The organism is Muricauda brasiliensis, from assembly GCF_003057865.1.
GTDB lineage: Bacteria > Bacteroidota > Bacteroidia > Flavobacteriales > Flavobacteriaceae > Flagellimonas > Flagellimonas chongwuensis.
This window is the reverse complement of sequence record NZ_QBTW01000001.1, coordinates 321345-336863: the sequence shown is the minus strand read 5'-3', so window position 1 is coordinate 336863 and position 15519 is coordinate 321345. Positions and strand designations below refer to the sequence as shown.

The following is a 15519-nucleotide window of genomic DNA, read 5'->3' as shown; positions in this document are numbered from 1 at the left end:
GCATGGTATGTCAAAGATATTAAAAGTTCAAAACCTCTCTAAAACATATCGGAGCGGCGAACACGACCTAAATGTACTGAACAATGTGTCGTTTGATGTGGATAAAGGTCAAAGTTTTGCCATTGTCGGGCCTTCTGGCAGTGGGAAAACCACACTGTTGGGCCTTTGTGCCGGCCTAGATACGACCGATGAGGGTGAAATATGGCTCTGTAATGAAAATTTGATGGGATTGGATGAAGATGGAAGGGCACTTTTAAGAAACCAGAACGTAGGATTTGTATTTCAGGATTTTCAATTATTACCCACTTTGACCGCCTTGGAAAATGTTATCGTCCCCTTGGAACTTCGAGGGGTGAGAAATGCTTACGAACAGGGTAGGGAACTCTTGGAAAAGGTAGGTTTGCTGAACAGGGCCGGACATTATCCATCCCAATTATCCGGTGGGGAGCAGCAACGCGTAGCCTTAGCTCGTGCATTCTCCAACAAGCCATCCATTCTTTTCGCCGATGAGCCCACAGGCAACCTTGACGACGATACCGGAACCCGAATAGAAGAGCTGCTGTTCGAACTGAACAAGGAGCAGGGCACGGCACTGGTTATAGTGACCCACGATTTGGAATTGGCCAAAAAAACCGATAAAAGTATCCGGTTGAGGTCTGGGAAAATAGAAGAAACCGTAGGTTGATTATGGGAAAAATCAACGCTGGATTCTTATGGCTTCTAAAAATGGCCTGGCGCGATGGAAAAGCAAGCTATGGTAAACTTCTACTGTTCGTTTTTTCCATTACCTTGGGAGTGGCCGCAGTGGTCAGTGTCCATTCTTTTAGCAGGTTGTTGAAGGAAAATATAGCATTACATTCCAAATCCCTATTGGGCACGGATTATGTCATAGAAAGCGATAAACCTGTAAACGATAAAGTTCAGGGTATTATGGACTCCTTGGGCGGCTCCGATGCCAAGGAAATCAATTTTTTGTCAATGGCCGCTTTTCCAGGTAACAATGGCACCAAGTTGATGGAAGTCAGGGGAGTGGAAGGAGGTTTTCCGTTCTACGGGGATTTGGAGACCGATCCATCATCGGCGAAGAATAGTTATCTGGACAATGGAGCTTTGGTCGATGCCACCACCATGCTACAGCTCAATCTGAAGAAAGGGGATAGCATCAAACTGGGCGCCGTTACCCTTCCTATTGCAGGAGCATTGGAAAACGTTCCGGGCAGCACTTCTGTTTTCGGTGCGATTGCGCCTCCCGTACTTATCCCTTTTCAATTTATAGAGACTACTGGTCTGGTACAGACCGGTAGCCGAATCGAATACAAATATTATTTTAGGGCAGATGAAGGTCAGGATATGGCTCTTTTGAGCGAGAAAGTGGAACCAGTGCTGGATGCAGAAGAAGCCGACCTGGATACCCATTTGTCCGAAGCTAGGCGTCTGGGCAGACGATATGAGAATTTTGGAAAGTTCCTTAATCTGGTCGGGTTTATTGCTCTGTTGTTAGGGTGTGTCGGTATTGCTAGTGGCATGGGCATCTATATTCAAATGAAGATAAAATCCATTGCCGTGCTCAAATGTTTGGGTGCTTCAAAGAAGCAGAGCTATTTGATTTTCTTTGTTCAGATAGCCTGCATGGGTGTTATTGGAGGGCTTTTGGGTACCCTAATCGGTTATGGATTGCAACAATTGTTCCCAGTACTACTAGGCGATTTGATTCCGGTTGAAGTAGAAATAACTTTGTCTCTTCAAAGCATTGTTCTGGGATTGTCACTCGGGTTGGCTATGTCTGTACTTTTCGCGCTCTATCCCTTGATGAAAACACTATATGTATCTCCCCTGCAGGCTCTACGTGTGGTACAAGAGACACAAACCCGCTCAAGAAGGGCCACGGCATTAGTAGGCTTGGGAATCATACTTTTTGTGTTCGGGTTTTCCTATTGGTTATTGGATGATTTGTTAAGGTCACTCTTTTTCGTTGGAGGTCTACTGGTGGTGTTTTTGATTTTGACCGCTGTGGCCCGATTCTTTATGGCCCTATTGAAAAGGTTTTTCCCGTATTCTTGGGGGTTTGTTCCCCGCCAAAGTCTGAAAAATTTGTTCCGTCCCCAAAATCAGACCTTGGTATTGGTACTGTCAATAGGTATAGGCACATTTTTGATAAGCACTTTGTATTTTACCAAGGACATGTTGCTGGAAAAAGCAGCCATTGAAGATAGTGCGAACAGTGCAAATATGATTCTTATGGATATCCAAAGTGAACAAATGGAAGCGGTATCCAATACTATTGAAGCTTCGGGTCTGCCCATAATAGACAAAATTCCCATCGTGACCATGCGGGTAGAAACTTTGAACGGTAGACATGTGGAGGATATCCGAAAGGACACCACTTCGCAAGTAGGCCGGTGGATATTGAACCATGAATTTAGGGTAACTTATCGTGACAGCCTTATCGGTTCCGAAAAAGTACTACAGGGCGAATGGGTGAACAATTTTAACTCAGATGGTGACATTCCGATTTCCGTAAGCAGCGATTTCGCCAATATGGCCAAGGTCAATATCGGTGACCCGGTTTCCTTCAATGTTCAAGGTAGGATTATGAATACGGCCGTACAAAGTATTCGAGAAGTTGATTGGAGCCGATTGCAACCTAACTTTTCGGTGGTTTTTCCTGCAGGAGTTTTGGAAAATGCACCCCAATTTGGCGTGATGACCCTTCGAACACCGGATGACGATACTTCTGCCACGTTACAACAGACATTGGTAAGGGATTATCCCAACGTATCCATTTTGGATTTAAAGCGAATTTTATCCCTTTTGGAAGATATTTTGGCCAAGATTGGTTGGATAATCAACTTTATGGCCTTTTTCAGCATATTTGTTGGTGTTGCAGTGCTTATGGGCGCTATATACAGCAGCAAGCATCAGCGGGTGAAGCAAGGAGCATTGCTAAGGACCCTTGGCGCCAAAACCTCTCAAATATTAAAAATGATAGCCATCGAGTATACCGTTCTAGGATTTTTAGGTGCTTTTATGGGCGTTGTACTGGCGGTTTTGGGAAGTACCTTGCTGGCTTGGATGCTGTTTGAGACTACATTTGTACCCTCGGCCATACCATTTATTGTTATACTGCCGGCAATTACATTTTTGGTTTTTGCTTTGGGCGTCGGTAACAGTATTGGAATTGTTAGAAATTCCCCGTTATCCGTACTTAAAAAGGAAAAGGAATAATTATTCGGACATTACCGTTCTAAACCCTAAATGTTCCTGTCCCGAATCGGGACTGGTGGCCATACGTGCCGAAATTCGATAACTTGCACAATAAGAGGCGCTACAAAGAAACGAACCTCCTTTGATTACCCTTTCTTCCGCGTACGGATTGTTCGGATTAAAAGCGCGGGTCGCCCCTGTTGGATTTTGGGTGGTCTCATTGCTTGAGGCCAGTTCTTCGTAGTAATTGGTGTTGTACCAGTCACTGGTCCATTCCCAAACATTCCCGGCCATATCGTACAATCCAAAATCGTTCTTGGGATAGCTCATCACGGGCGCCCTGCGCTCAAAACCATCTTCCATGGTGTTTTCCACCGGAAATTCACCTTCCCAAGAATTGGCATGGGAGCTCAATTGTGAAATATCGTCCCCCCAGAAAAATTTGCTATCGGACCTACCGGCCCGGGCAGCAAATTCCCATTCGGCCTCGGTGGGCAATCTGCGTCCGGCCCATTCACAATACGCCAGCGCATCTTCATACGCTATATGGACAACGGGGTGGTCATCTTTGCCCTCGATGTTGGTATCAGGTCCGTTGGGGTGTCTCCAATCGGCGCCGATTTTCCACTCCCACCATTGTGAATAGTCGTATAGATTAGGAACACTGGACTTTGTCTTTTTGAAAATCAATGAACCTGGCTGTAAAATGGAGTCATGGGGTTTTTCCGTACCCGCAGGTAACTGTTTTTTCATTTCCTCCCAATCAATTTCCCTTTCGGCTACGGTGACATAGCCTGTTTCATCCACAAACTTTGCAAATTCATTGTTGGTCACTTCATGGATGTCCATAAAAAAGCCATCGACATATACTTTGTGAGCAGGCTTTTCGTGTCCCATGGCCATTCTGTCGTTGGGGACGGCACCTTGCATAAATTTCCCACCGGGAATCCATACCATACCCTCCGGCGCTTTTGCTGGAGGTTTTTGAGGGCTTTCGGTATTGGAATTTGCTGAATTATCCAATTTTTCAGTTTTTGATTTGCAGCCCAATATCAACATAAATGATACGAGGTAAATAAAATTTAAAGGTTTGGAAATCATCAATTTATTTTCTGGAAACTCAAACTATTTTTTTTAGGACGTATCACTACAGCGGAAAAAAATTATTCCCCTTTGTTTTTCATGTATTCTTCGAACATCTTAGCCCGTTCTTCAGGGGCGATTTTCCAATATTCGATCAATGGGTTGTCCTTTACTTTTTCATTATACTCCTCGATGAATTTCTGGTTCAAAGAATCGTTGTCCTCATATTTTGCCCTTAGCTTTTCAAGATCTTCATGCAATTTTGCTTGAACGTCTGCATAATCTGGGTCGCCATAGATATTGTTCATTTCGCTAGGGTCATTTTTTAGGTCATACAATTCCCATTTATCAAGGTCGTAATAAAAATGAATCAACTTGTACCTGTCGGTGGTTATACCGTAATGTCTGCGAACATCATGTTCCGAAGGGTGCTCGTAATAGTGGTAATAGTGTTCGTTTCTCCAATCTTCAGGGGTTTCACCTTCAAGAATCGGGACCAAACTTTTACCTTGCATATCACCGGGGATATTGGTCTGGGCAATGTCAAGAAACGTTTCTGCAAAGTCGATATTGGAAACCAAATCCGTGTTTATGGTGCCTGGTTTTACCTTGCCGGGCCATTTGACCAATAGAGGAGTACGTAAAGATTCTTTGTACATCCAACGCTTATCGAACCAGCCATGTTCTCCCAAATAGAAACCTTGGTCGGAGGTATAGATAACAATGGTATTTTCATCCAAACCTGCCTCTTTCAAATAATCCAGAACATGTCCAACACCTTTATCGACTCCCGCAACACTTGCTAAATAATCTTTCATATAGCGCTGATACTTGAAACGTGTCAGTGCATCTCCCGTTGGTTTGTTCTTGTTGTATTCTTCATTGATGGGTCCATAAATGGAATCCCACATTTTTTGTTGTTCCTCGGTAAAGCCATTCTGCGGTTGGTCGGTAATTTTAAGGTCTGGCCCCATTTTCATGGATTCGGAAATGGACATGTAGTTCATGCCCGCTACTTCACGGCCACCGGAATAATCATCGAACAGGGTTACCGGTTCAGGTATTTCAACGTCTTCGTACATACCCAGTTCGTTTGGCCCTGGCTGCCATGGTCTATGTGGTGATTTATGGCCCAAAAACAGCATAAAGGGTTGTTCTTCCGACTTCACCGAGTCCATCCATTCAATGGCTTTTTCCGTGATAATTTCGGTAGTGTAACCTTCGAGTTCATATTGACCTTGTTCGTTTATAAAGGTTGGATTGTAATATGATCCCTGACCTGGTAAAATATCAATGTAATCGAACCCTTTGGAAGGTGTATCCCCCAAATGAAGTTTACCCAAGACACCGGTCTTATATCCTGCTTGCTGTAACAATTCACCAAAGGTCTGTTGGTCAAAATTGAATTTAGAACCAATAGTGTTGTCGATAAACCCATTTAAATGACTGTACTTTCCGGTGAGGATGGCAGCTCTTGAAGGCCCACAAATAGAATTGGTGACCAAACAGCGTTCAAACAACATTCCTTCCGCTGCAATTCTATCGATGTTGGGGGTAGGGGCCACTTCGGCCAATCGTCCTCCATATGCGCTGATGGCTTGATAGGCATGGTCGTCGCTTATGATAAAAACAATATTTGGTCGTTTTTGGTCTTCTTTTTCTTGCTCCGCAGTTTTCTCTTTGTTGTCCTTGCAAGAAATAAACAAGCAAAGGCCCACTAAGGCGTAAAATAAGTATTTCATGATAATAAAGTTGTTTAGTTTTTAAGGCGGTATAATATACCAACTTATTTGGAATATTAACTCTGACCCCCATCAACTTCAAACTAAGTATTTTGTTATGTATTGTTCATTAGCGGCCATCACCTCGATAAAAATTTCTTTATGGTAGAAACGGCTTGTTAGTATAAACTTGACGTTGAGAGGTGTGGTAGTGTAGTTGGAGCAGTTTTATTTTTAAAATCCATTGAAATTCACGAAATTATATAGGTAGAGTTTTTATTAAACTACGTCCATCAAATCAAGGTAATGGTAAAAAACAATATGGTACGGGTGAATCCCAAAATTGGCCGTTGGCAAAACCTTTGGATTTTTGTCTGTATTCTTTCCGTAGGGGCACTTTACTTTAATTGCTCCCCCAAATATTCGAATCTATCACCTCCAATAGAAGATTTTCAGGAATTTAGGGCAAGTGGCGACACATTGGTGTCCGGCAAATGGTGGGAGGTCTTTAACGATGAGAAATTGAATACGTTCATAGATACCGCGATGCACTCCAACTTAAATTTAGCTGCTAGATGGCAGCAGTTTATAGCTTCCAGAGCTTCAGTGAGGTCGCAGACTTCTAACAGATGGCCCACATTGGAAGCATCCGCCCAAACAGCAAGAACGCTTCCCGAACCCGATTTTGTGGGTGGTGAGAATACACAGTTGGGATTTTTTTCCAGTTATGAAGTAGACCTATGGGGACGAATTGGTACTGCGATAGACGCAGAAACATTTAGGTCTGAAGCCAGTTATTTTGATTACGAGGCACTTTCCCTGTCCCTTTCTGCGGAAATAGCCACCACCTGGTATCAATTACAGGCGGCAAAAGAGCAGTTACAGATTACAGAAGATCAAATTAAAACGAATGAGGCCATCATCAAATTGATTCGGTCAAGGTTTGTGGGAGGCCAAATCAGGGCTGTTGATATTTTACGTCAAGCCCAGCTCTTGGAAAGTACAAAGGAGCAGAAAATAATTTTTGAGACTAATGTTCAACTATTGGAAAACCAGTTGTCTGTTTTGTTGGGCAAGCAACCACAACTCGGAATTTCAATGGAAGAATCTACCATGCCCAATATACCAGAATTGCCCGATACCGGTCTGCCCTTGGAATTGGTACGGCGACGACCGGATGTGAAACAGTCCTTTGCATTATTATTGGCAGCGGATAGGGATATGGCTTCAGCCGTGCAGAGCAAATATCCACGACTCTCCTTGAGTGGTAGGGGGCAACTGCGTTCCAATAATTTTGATAACCTTTTCGATAATTGGGCGTATTCCTTGGCGGGAAATCTTTTAGCACCGGTTTTTTATGGAGGAAGGCTAAATGCGGAGGTAGATAGGACAACTGCCATTAAGGAACAACGCTTGTATGAATATGGCCAAGCCACTCTAGTAGCTTTTAGAGAGGTAGAAGATGCCATGGTGCAAGATGTTCAGCAAACCGCGAGATTGGAAAATATCCAGCGTCAACTGGAATTGGCCGAAAAAAGCAACAAGCAACTACGTGTTGAATTTTTGAACGGCTTTAGCCCATATTTGGATGTGTTGTTGGGACTAGATCAAGAGCAACAGCTCCGAAGAGATCTGGTATTCGCTCAATTGCAACACGTTCAAATCAGAATTGCTCTGTACAGGGCATTGGCCGGAGGATTTGATACCGGTAGAAATATAGAAGACAAACAAAGTAAAGTAGACGAATTATATGAGCAATAAAAAAGTAATTTGGATATGTTTGGCCATAATTGTTGGTGGAATTTTGGTCACCACACTTATCTTCTCCACCGAACCGGAGGCAGAAAGCGAAGGGGCGACCATTGAAACCGCGATTTTGGTAGATGTGGTTACTATGGAGAAAGGAACCTACGCACCCATTATCTCGGCTACGGGCACGGTACAGCCTGTGGAAGACGTAACCTTGAGTCCGTTAGTGCCCGGACAGATTGTTCGCCGAGACCCAGCCTTTACCCCGGGAGGTTTTGTAAAAAAAGGAGAGGTGTTATTGCAGATAGACCCATCGGATTATCGCAATACTTTGGAACTTCGCAAAAGTGAGCTCCTGCAATCCGAAACAGCATTGGCCACAGAGATGGGACGCCAACAGATAGCCGAACAAGATTTACAGCTCATCAATAACGACTCCCTGTTCGGGGATAACCCATTATCCGATAATGAGACACAATTGGTACTTCGTAAACCGCAATTGAATGCAGTAAAGGCCAATATAGAAGCTGCTCGGGCCTCAAGGAATCAAGCACAACTTAATTTGGAGCGTACGACCATCCGTGCCCCTTTCGATGCACATATTCTAAGTCAAAATGTAACCGTTGGCTCGCAAGTCTCCCAAGGGGACGACCTTGGAAGAATTGTGGGAACGGATAGCTATTGGGTAACGGCGACGGTACCCGTTTCTCGTTTGCAATGGTTAAAATTCCCCGAATCCGAGGATGAAAAGGGTTCAGTTGTCCATATCGAAAACTCATCCGCATGGCCATCCAGCGCACAACGCGAAGGCTTTTTGGATAGACAGATAGGCGCTTTGGACAATCAAACCAGGTTGGCAAGGGTATTGGTGCGTGTGAACGACCCTTTGGCTACAAGTAAGGAACTAGAGGGAGCTCCCAAATTGATGATCGGAACTTTTGTCGAGGTAAATATCCAAGCAGATTCCATTCCAAATGTGGTTCGGTTGGACCGTGATTTGGTGCGGAGCAATCAAACGGCATGGGTAATGAAGGACAACCTTTTGGAAATACGTGAACTGGACATTATTCTGACTGACAACGAATATGCTTATGTGAAATCAGGACTCCAAGATGGAGAGAATGTGGTGACCACAAATTTGAGTACGGTTACCAATGGTGTGGAACTCAGAACACGTTCGGAAGAAATCACAGATAACGAAAACGACTAAAAGCTGCTATGATGGACGATAAGGAAAATGATGGAAAAGTAAGGAAGGAAGGGGCCATAGGTTATATGGCCCGAAATTCAATCGCCACAAATCTATTGATGCTGATACTTTTGGGTGGTGGTATTTTTACCATGTATACAATCCAAAAAGAAGTTTTTCCTGAGTTCCAGTTGGATTTTGTTGATGTATCCGTGGCCTATCCGGGTGCTTCGCCAGCAGAGGTGGAACAAGGCGTCCTTCAACCTGTAGAAGAAGCCGTACGAAGCGTTCAGGGCATAAAGGAAATCGTTTCACAGGCCGATGAGGGGTCGGGTCAAATCAGTATAGAACTTATCGCAGGCTCCGAACGAATGAAAGCCTTTCAGGACATTGATCAGGCCATCAACAGAATTCGAACTTTCCCTGATGATATAGAACGGCCAGAGGTTAGCCTGCGGTCCAGACAACGTGATGTACTTCAAATCGGTCTTTATGGAAAGGCGGACATTTGGACGCTTCGGATACTGGCCGAACGTTTGAGGACCATTTTATTGAGCAATCCGGCAATCACCCAAGTGGAGCTCAACAATGTTCCCGATTATGAGACACGTATCGAAATTAATCGCAACAACCTTCAAAAATATAACTTGACCCTTGGCCAAGTTGCGGACATTATACGCCAGAGCAGTAACGATGTGCCGGCAGGAGCAGTGCAGACACAGAGCGGTGAAATCTTGTTGAGAATGAAGGAGCGCAAGCAATGGGCGGACGAATACGGTAATATCACCATTGTATCAGCACCATCAGGAGCCAAAGTGAGTTTGAGCGATATTGCGACCATTACCGATGATTTTGAAGAAACCGGATTTCACGGACAGTTTAATCAACAAAATTATGTGGAACTCCAAATATTTAGGATAGGCGACCAATCCCCAATGGAAATCGAGGATGTAGCTTTAGGCATACTTGAGGATTTCCAGTTGCCGCCCGGTGTAAATTACCGTACCGATAGCAATAGGGCGTCCGACTACCGTGAACGATTGTCCCTATTGACAGAAAATGGTGTGCTGGCCATCATCATTGTTTTGCTGATACTCACCTTGTTCTTGGAATATCGTTTGGCCTTTTGGGTAATGATGGGGATGACGGTCTCTTTTATAGGTGGAATGATTTTTCTTCCTCTAATCGGAATCAGTGTAAACATGATATCCATGTTCGGGTTTTTGGTCGTGCTTGGTATCGTGGTGGATGATGCCATCGTGGTCGGGGAAAACGTGTACGAATACAGGAAAAAAGGGCTAAGTCCCATTAAGGCGGCCATTGCAGGAACCAAAGATGTTTCTCTTCCGGTGGTCTTCAGTATCACCACTACCATTATTGCTTTTGTACCACTGCTTTTTATGCCAGGGGAAACAGGTAAGTTTTGGCAACCCCTTCCAGCGGTGGTCATTGTAATATTGGCGGTTTCTTTGTTAGAGGCATTATTTATTCTACCATCGCATTTGGCCCATTTAAAAAAGGATCCGAGCAAGAATAAATGGGTGCATAAACTTGAAAGTTGGCAAGGTGCTTTTGCCAACAAGTTCAATGAGCTGGTCGATAAATGGTACCGCCCATTACTGGACAAGTGTCTTAAGCATAGATATATTACCCTGTCAAGTGCTGTAGCACTTTTATTGATAGTAGGAGGATATGGCTACAGTGGGCATATGGGAATGATCATGATGCCGGAAGTAGCGGCGGATGAAATAGAGGCAGGTGTCCGCTTGCCAGTAGGAACAACTCCGGACCAAGCTGCCAAGGTAGCCCACGATATCTCCGATGCTACCCAAAGAATGTTCGAAGAACATAATTTATACGAGGTTGCCGAGGGGATCAAGACCAATGTACGTGGACAAAATTTTATTGATGTGGAAATCGTAATGTTGCCGCCGGACCAGAGGGATATTACCGCCGGGGAGGTAATTGCTCTTTGGCGTGATAATATTGGGGACATAGAAGGTGTTGATCAAATTACCTTTGAAGCCGAAAGAGGTCCCGGAGGTGCCCGACAGGCAATCAGTATAGATTTGAGCCATACTGATATCGATGTGCTGGAAAAGGCCAGTACCGCATTTGTTGAGCGTATGGAGATGTTCTCTAATACACGGGACGTCACCGATAATTACAATAAAGGAAAATTACAGTACGATTTTAAGCTCTTGCCACAAGGAAGGAACTTGGGACTGACCTCCAATGAGGTGGGAAGGCAGGTAAGGAACGGGTTTTTTGGTGCATTGGCCATGAGACAGCTCCGGGGTATGGATGAAATTGAAGTCCGTGTAAAACTTCCCATGGAAGAACGTAAGGATATCAAAAACCTCGAAAATTTCCTGATTCGGACACAAGATGGAGTAGAGGTACCCTTAATGGATGTGGTTGAGGTTCAGCAGCGCGAGGCCTTTACCAGTATAAACCGTAGGGATGGCCGTAGGGTCGTCAATGTCGGCATGGATGTGGAACCAGCTAATGCTGTCAACAGGGTAATTGCAAAAGTTCAGGAGGAAACATTGCCCCAACTGAGAGCGGATTTCCCTGGGATTACATGGACTTTTGAGGGAAGTCAGGCAGATATGCGGGAAAGTACAAGTACCCTTCGGGCCGGTTTTGCCATAGCCATGCTTTTAATTTATGCATTACTTGCCATAGCTTTTGGCAGTTATGTGCAACCTTTGATTGTGATGACGGCCATTCCCTTCGGGATCGTAGGAGCTGTTATTGGACATATTTTATTGGGGTACGACCTTTCTTTGGTCAGTTTGATGGGAGTCATAGCATTGTCTGGTGTAGTTGTAAATGATTCTTTGATCATGATCGATTATGCAAACAAGCGAAGAAAGGAAGGCGATCCTATTTACAAGTCCATTCACGAAGCCGGGCTGAGAAGATTCCGACCGATAATTTTAACTACCATGACCACTTTTGGTGGTTTGGCCCCCATTATTTTGGAAACCTCAAGTCAGGCATTTTATCTGATACCCATGGCCATTTCACTTGGATTCGGTATTGTGTTTGCGACGGCTATCATATTGGTTATAGTACCATGTCTATACCTGATTCTTGAAGATGCACGGTTGTCCATTCAAAAAGGAAGAACGGTCAAGGAAGTGGACGTGTCGGAGAGTGCGATTTGATTTTATAATTTTAACCCGTAGCTCAAATCACCGGCATCGCCCAAACCTGGAACAATATAACCTTTGCTGGTAAGCCCTTCATCCACAGCTGCAATCCACAACTGGGTATTATCGGGAAATGTTTTAGCTACTTTTGCCACACCGGTTTTGGAACCAATGACGGAAATAATGTGAATCTGTTTTGGCGAACCATGACCTTTTAGGGCATTGAGGACATTTTCCAAAGTTTTTCCCGTGGCCAGCATGGGGTCCGTTAGCACCAAGATTTTATTATCAAGCGGAGGCGCTGCAAAATAATTTACAATAACTTCAAAATCATCATCATTATTGGGATGGTCACGGTATGCTGAAATAAAGGCATTTTCGGCCCCGTCAAAATATCCCAAAATTCCGTGGTGCAAGGGCAATCCTGCTCTAAGCACGGAGCAAAGCACCAATTTATCAGAACATGAAAAGGATTTTTTTGTGCCCAAAGGAGTTGTGATTTCCTTTGGTTCATAATCCAATGTTTTGCTCATTTCGTAAGCCAGAATCTCTCCAATGCGTTCAATGTTGCGGCGAAACCGCATGGAATCTTTTTGGATATTGACATCCCTTATTTCAGCAATAAAACTATTCAAGATGGAATTGGTCTGGTCGAATTGATGAATAATCATGTATTGGATTTATCAACTTAAAGATACTTCTTGTAGCTTAGATACGAAAATCAAAAACTTTCGAAGGCAAAGTGTGGTGTTCTGACAAAGGTCATTGTGAAGAAAGAAGATTTTAGCGAAATTTGATAAGGTAGTTTACGGTTCAACCTAACTCAGATTTCTAGATTGACTTATGGATTTTATCGATTATTATAAAGTATTGGGGGTGGACAATAAAGCATCCACTGATGAGATTAAAAAGGCTTATCGGAAATTGGCAAGGAAATATCATCCCGATCTTAACCCTAACGATTCGGAGGCGGAAAAGAACTTCAAACGTGTGAATGAGGCTAACGAGGTGCTTTCCGACCCCGAAAAAAGAAAAAAATATGATGAGTATGGTAAGGATTGGCAGCATGCTGAGGAGTTTGAAAAAGCAAGGCAATCACGTTCACAACATGCTCGTCAAAATACTGGTTCGGGGTATACGTACAGCCGTTCAGGAGGTTCAGCCCAGGATTTTTCAGACTTTTTTGAGTCGATGTTCGGCGGCGGAGGTGCCGGGTTCGGTTCCGGTGGCCAACGGGTACGGTTTAGGGGACAGGATTACAATGCTGAATTAAAATTGTATCTAAAAGATGTTTACACAACCCAAAAGCAAACGCTAACGGTGAATGGAAAAAATATCCGTTTGACCATTCCCGCAGGTGTAGAAGATGGGCAGACCATTAAAATCAAAGGGCATGGAGGCCCTGGTATCGAAGGCGGCCCAGCAGGAGATCTCTACATTACCTTTTCCATCGTCAACAATACAACTTTTAAACGCGACGGGGAAAATCTGTACAAGACCATTGAAATTCCTTTGATCAAAGCTGTTTTGGGCGGAGAGATACAGGTGGAGACGCTAACAGGAAGAGTGAAATTAAAAGTAGCTCCCGGAACCGATAACGGTACACAGGTAAAACTTAAGGGGAAAGGGTTTCCGAAATATAAAAAGGAAGGACAGTTTGGCGACCTGTACCTAACGTATGTGGTAAAAATGCCCAAAAACCTGACCCCGGAACAAAAGTCGTTGTTTGAATCCTTGGAAAAAACCAACCTAACATAGTACAAATGAAGGAAGAACAGTATATATCGGTAAAAACATTTTGTGAACACCATGGAGTTGGTGAATCTTTTGTTCGTTCCATGTGCGAATATGAGATTCTACATGTAGATTTTGAACAAGGAGACGGAAAGCTACATTTGGAAGATTTGCCACTTTTGGAAAAAATGGCCCGTCTACATAACGAACTTGATATAAACCCTGAAGGAATCCAGGCCATTCACCACTTGTTAGGTCAAGTGGAAAGTCTGCAACAAGAGGTGGCAGCTTTAAAAAGAAGACTCAATACATTAGAATAAGTATGTTTTTTTGACATGACAGGCGTCATAGGAAAATAATCGTTCAGAGATTATTTTTAAGGATAAGTTGGTTTGGAGACATTCCAGCCCCTAAAATTTGATGTCATGAAAAAAATATTGGTACCCGTCGATTTCTCCAAGCATTCCGAATATGCCCTTGAAGCAGCATCAAAAATTGCGAAGCAACATAAGGCCAAAATTGTTTTGCTCCACATGATCGGAATGTCAGATTCCGTTTTGGCCAATTCCGAAATAGCCGAAGAGGCAGAAGCCAAGTATTTCTTGAAATTGGCAAAGGATAAAATCAATGAATTTACCAAGAAGAAATATCTCAACGGTATTCCTGTGGACGGCGTTATCCAAAATTATAAGGACTTCGAAGAAGTAAATCAGGTGGCCCTTGAGCAAAACTGTGATTTGATCGTAATGGGGTCGCATGGGACCAGTGGACTGAAGGAATTATTTGTTGGGTCCAACACGGAAAAAGTGGTGCGTTCCTCTGAACTTCCCGTTATCGTAATCAAGGCAAGCTCCAATGAATTTGATGTTAAACGTATGGTGATGGCCTGTGACCTGGAGAAGGAAGCCATTCCGGTGTATCGCAAAGCCGAGGCTTTTGCCCAATTGAACAACGCTTCCTTGGAAATTGTATATGTGCACAGTGCTGGCGCCAATTTTATGGGCAGGGATGATGTGGTCGAACGGATGGAAAACTTTAAAAAGGAATTGGGCAAGGAAATCGATATCCATTTTTATGACGATAATTCCGTGGAGCGGGGCATACTGCGTTATTGTTTTGAAAGAAACGCTGACCTATTGGTAATTCCAACCCATGGCCGCAAGGGATTGGACCACTTTGTTGTTGGAAGTTTGGCCGAGAATGTATCCAATCACGCCAAGATACCGGTAATGACCATCAAAATTTAATTATTCTTCGAAGAGTAACTGGAGGCGACCCAATAAGATAAGTTCCGATTTATTGCTTCCATAAAATGCAGCGGCTATAGCCCTTGAAGTAGACATGGCCAAATGCTTGATTTTTGGGGTGAACAGAATTTTATGCCCCATATAGAATGCTTCAAACTCCTCATAGATTTCTTCACTGTCCTTTTGATATTCCAATAACCAATCAAAAACAGAAATAATTTGAAAAGCAGAATCAGTTCCATATTCATCTTCAATATCATCAACCTCCAGCCAATGGTCGCGGACCACTTCGTTCAGTTTTTCCATTTCCTTCATATGGACACTATGGTCTGCCATGGCCACGGCATAAAAGAGTTTTCCTAGGTTTTGGTATAATTCGTTCACTTGTTTTTTTCCAGATTTCAACATTTTCTTAATTTTTAACTCAAGATTAA

Annotated in this window: 12 protein-coding genes; 8 read left to right on the top strand and 4 right to left on the bottom strand. The window is 43.6% G+C overall.

Annotation, left to right across the window (positions count from 1 at the left end; translation table 11 throughout):
* The first annotated feature begins 7 nt into the window (after positions 1–7).
* Together DCK90_RS01355 and DCK90_RS01350 are read left to right on the top strand one after the other, a co-directional pair.
* Positions 8–685, top strand: a complete 678-nt coding sequence (locus DCK90_RS01355) for an ABC transporter ATP-binding protein (RefSeq protein WP_108244454.1) — start codon at positions 8–10, stop codon at positions 683–685.
* A 2-nt stretch (positions 686–687) separates the two neighbouring features.
* Positions 688–3225, top strand: a complete 2538-nt coding sequence (locus DCK90_RS01350) for an ABC transporter permease (RefSeq protein ID WP_199912631.1) — start codon at positions 688–690, stop codon at positions 3223–3225.
* Here DCK90_RS01350 and DCK90_RS01345 read toward each other — a convergent pair whose 3' ends face one another.
* A complete protein-coding gene (locus tag DCK90_RS01345; RefSeq protein ID WP_108244369.1) occupies positions 3226–4305 on the bottom strand; it encodes a formylglycine-generating enzyme family protein in 1080 nt (359 codons plus the stop codon). It abuts the gene before it with no gap.
* Positions 4306–4367: 62 nt separating this feature from the next.
* A complete protein-coding gene (locus DCK90_RS01340) occupies positions 4368–6029 on the bottom strand; it encodes a sulfatase family protein (protein WP_108244368.1) in 1662 nt (553 codons plus the stop codon).
* Positions 6030–6314: 285 nt separating this feature from the next.
* On the opposite strand from DCK90_RS01340, the gene DCK90_RS01335 reads away from it, so the two are divergent.
* Genes DCK90_RS01335 through DCK90_RS01325 form a run of 3 tightly spaced genes read left to right on the top strand, consistent with a single transcriptional unit; the run spans position 6315 to position 12119 of the window.
* On the top strand, positions 6315–7769 hold the full coding sequence (locus DCK90_RS01335; RefSeq protein WP_108244367.1) for an efflux transporter outer membrane subunit: 1455 nt from the start codon (positions 6315–6317) through the stop codon (positions 7767–7769).
* Entirely contained in the window at positions 7759–8967 is a 1209-nt protein-coding gene (locus DCK90_RS01330; RefSeq protein ID WP_108244366.1) for an efflux RND transporter periplasmic adaptor subunit, read from the top strand. The genes DCK90_RS01335 and DCK90_RS01330 overlap by 11 nt, the downstream gene beginning before the upstream one ends.
* An 8-nt stretch (positions 8968–8975) precedes the next feature.
* Positions 8976–12119 (top strand): efflux RND transporter permease subunit, encoded by a 3144-nt coding sequence (locus tag DCK90_RS01325; protein WP_108244365.1) that lies wholly within the window; start codon positions 8976–8978, stop codon positions 12117–12119.
* Positions 12120–12121: 2 nt separating this feature from the next.
* On the opposite strand, the gene upp is transcribed toward DCK90_RS01325, so the two are convergent.
* Positions 12122–12775, bottom strand: a complete 654-nt coding sequence (upp, locus tag DCK90_RS01320; protein WP_108244364.1) for a uracil phosphoribosyltransferase — start codon at positions 12773–12775, stop codon at positions 12122–12124.
* Between the two features lie 172 nt (positions 12776–12947).
* Between upp and DCK90_RS01315 the strand changes: the two genes are divergently transcribed.
* The 3 genes from DCK90_RS01315 to DCK90_RS01305 all read left to right on the top strand — a co-directional run bounded on the left by DCK90_RS01315 (position 12948) and on the right by DCK90_RS01305 (position 15085).
* Positions 12948–13862, top strand: a complete 915-nt coding sequence (locus DCK90_RS01315; RefSeq protein ID WP_108244363.1) for a DnaJ C-terminal domain-containing protein — start codon at positions 12948–12950, stop codon at positions 13860–13862.
* Positions 13863–13867: 5 nt separating this feature from the next.
* Positions 13868–14158 carry a chaperone modulator CbpM gene (locus DCK90_RS01310; RefSeq protein WP_108244362.1) on the top strand — a complete coding sequence of 97 codons (291 nt, stop codon included), beginning with the start codon at positions 13868–13870 and terminating at the stop codon, positions 14156–14158.
* 105 nt (positions 14159–14263) lie between these two features.
* Positions 14264–15085, top strand: coding sequence for a universal stress protein (locus DCK90_RS01305; protein ID WP_108244361.1), 822 nt, complete (start codon positions 14264–14266; stop codon positions 15083–15085).
* Here DCK90_RS01305 and DCK90_RS01300 read toward each other — a convergent pair whose 3' ends face one another.
* A complete protein-coding gene (locus tag DCK90_RS01300; protein ID WP_108244360.1) occupies positions 15086–15493 on the bottom strand; it encodes a hypothetical protein in 408 nt (135 codons plus the stop codon). It abuts the gene before it with no gap.
* Positions 15494–15519 lie beyond the last annotated feature (26 nt).

What these genes read in the sequence shown, in the direction of transcription:
- DCK90_RS01355 (WP_108244454.1), top strand. Translation starts at nt 8, where the DNA reads ATGTCAAAGATATTAAAAGTTCAAAACCTCTCTAAAACATATCGGAGC.
- DCK90_RS01350 (WP_199912631.1), top strand. Translation starts at nt 688, where the DNA reads ATGGGAAAAATCAACGCTGGATTCTTATGGCTTCTAAAAATGGCCTGG.
- DCK90_RS01345 (WP_108244369.1), bottom strand. Translation starts at nt 4,305, where the DNA reads ATGATTTCCAAACCTTTAAATTTTATTTACCTCGTATCATTTATGTTG.
- DCK90_RS01340 (WP_108244368.1), bottom strand. Translation starts at nt 6,029, where the DNA reads ATGAAATACTTATTTTACGCCTTAGTGGGCCTTTGCTTGTTTATTTCT.
- DCK90_RS01335 (WP_108244367.1), top strand. Translation starts at nt 6,315, where the DNA reads ATGGTAAAAAACAATATGGTACGGGTGAATCCCAAAATTGGCCGTTGG.
- DCK90_RS01330 (WP_108244366.1), top strand. Translation starts at nt 7,759, where the DNA reads ATGAGCAATAAAAAAGTAATTTGGATATGTTTGGCCATAATTGTTGGT.
- DCK90_RS01325 (WP_108244365.1), top strand. Translation starts at nt 8,976, where the DNA reads ATGATGGACGATAAGGAAAATGATGGAAAAGTAAGGAAGGAAGGGGCC.
- upp (WP_108244364.1), bottom strand. Translation starts at nt 12,775, where the DNA reads ATGATTATTCATCAATTCGACCAGACCAATTCCATCTTGAATAGTTTT.
- DCK90_RS01315 (WP_108244363.1), top strand. Translation starts at nt 12,948, where the DNA reads ATGGATTTTATCGATTATTATAAAGTATTGGGGGTGGACAATAAAGCA.
- DCK90_RS01310 (WP_108244362.1), top strand. Translation starts at nt 13,868, where the DNA reads ATGAAGGAAGAACAGTATATATCGGTAAAAACATTTTGTGAACACCAT.
- DCK90_RS01305 (WP_108244361.1), top strand. Translation starts at nt 14,264, where the DNA reads ATGAAAAAAATATTGGTACCCGTCGATTTCTCCAAGCATTCCGAATAT.
- DCK90_RS01300 (WP_108244360.1), bottom strand. Translation starts at nt 15,493, where the DNA reads ATGTTGAAATCTGGAAAAAAACAAGTGAACGAATTATACCAAAACCTA.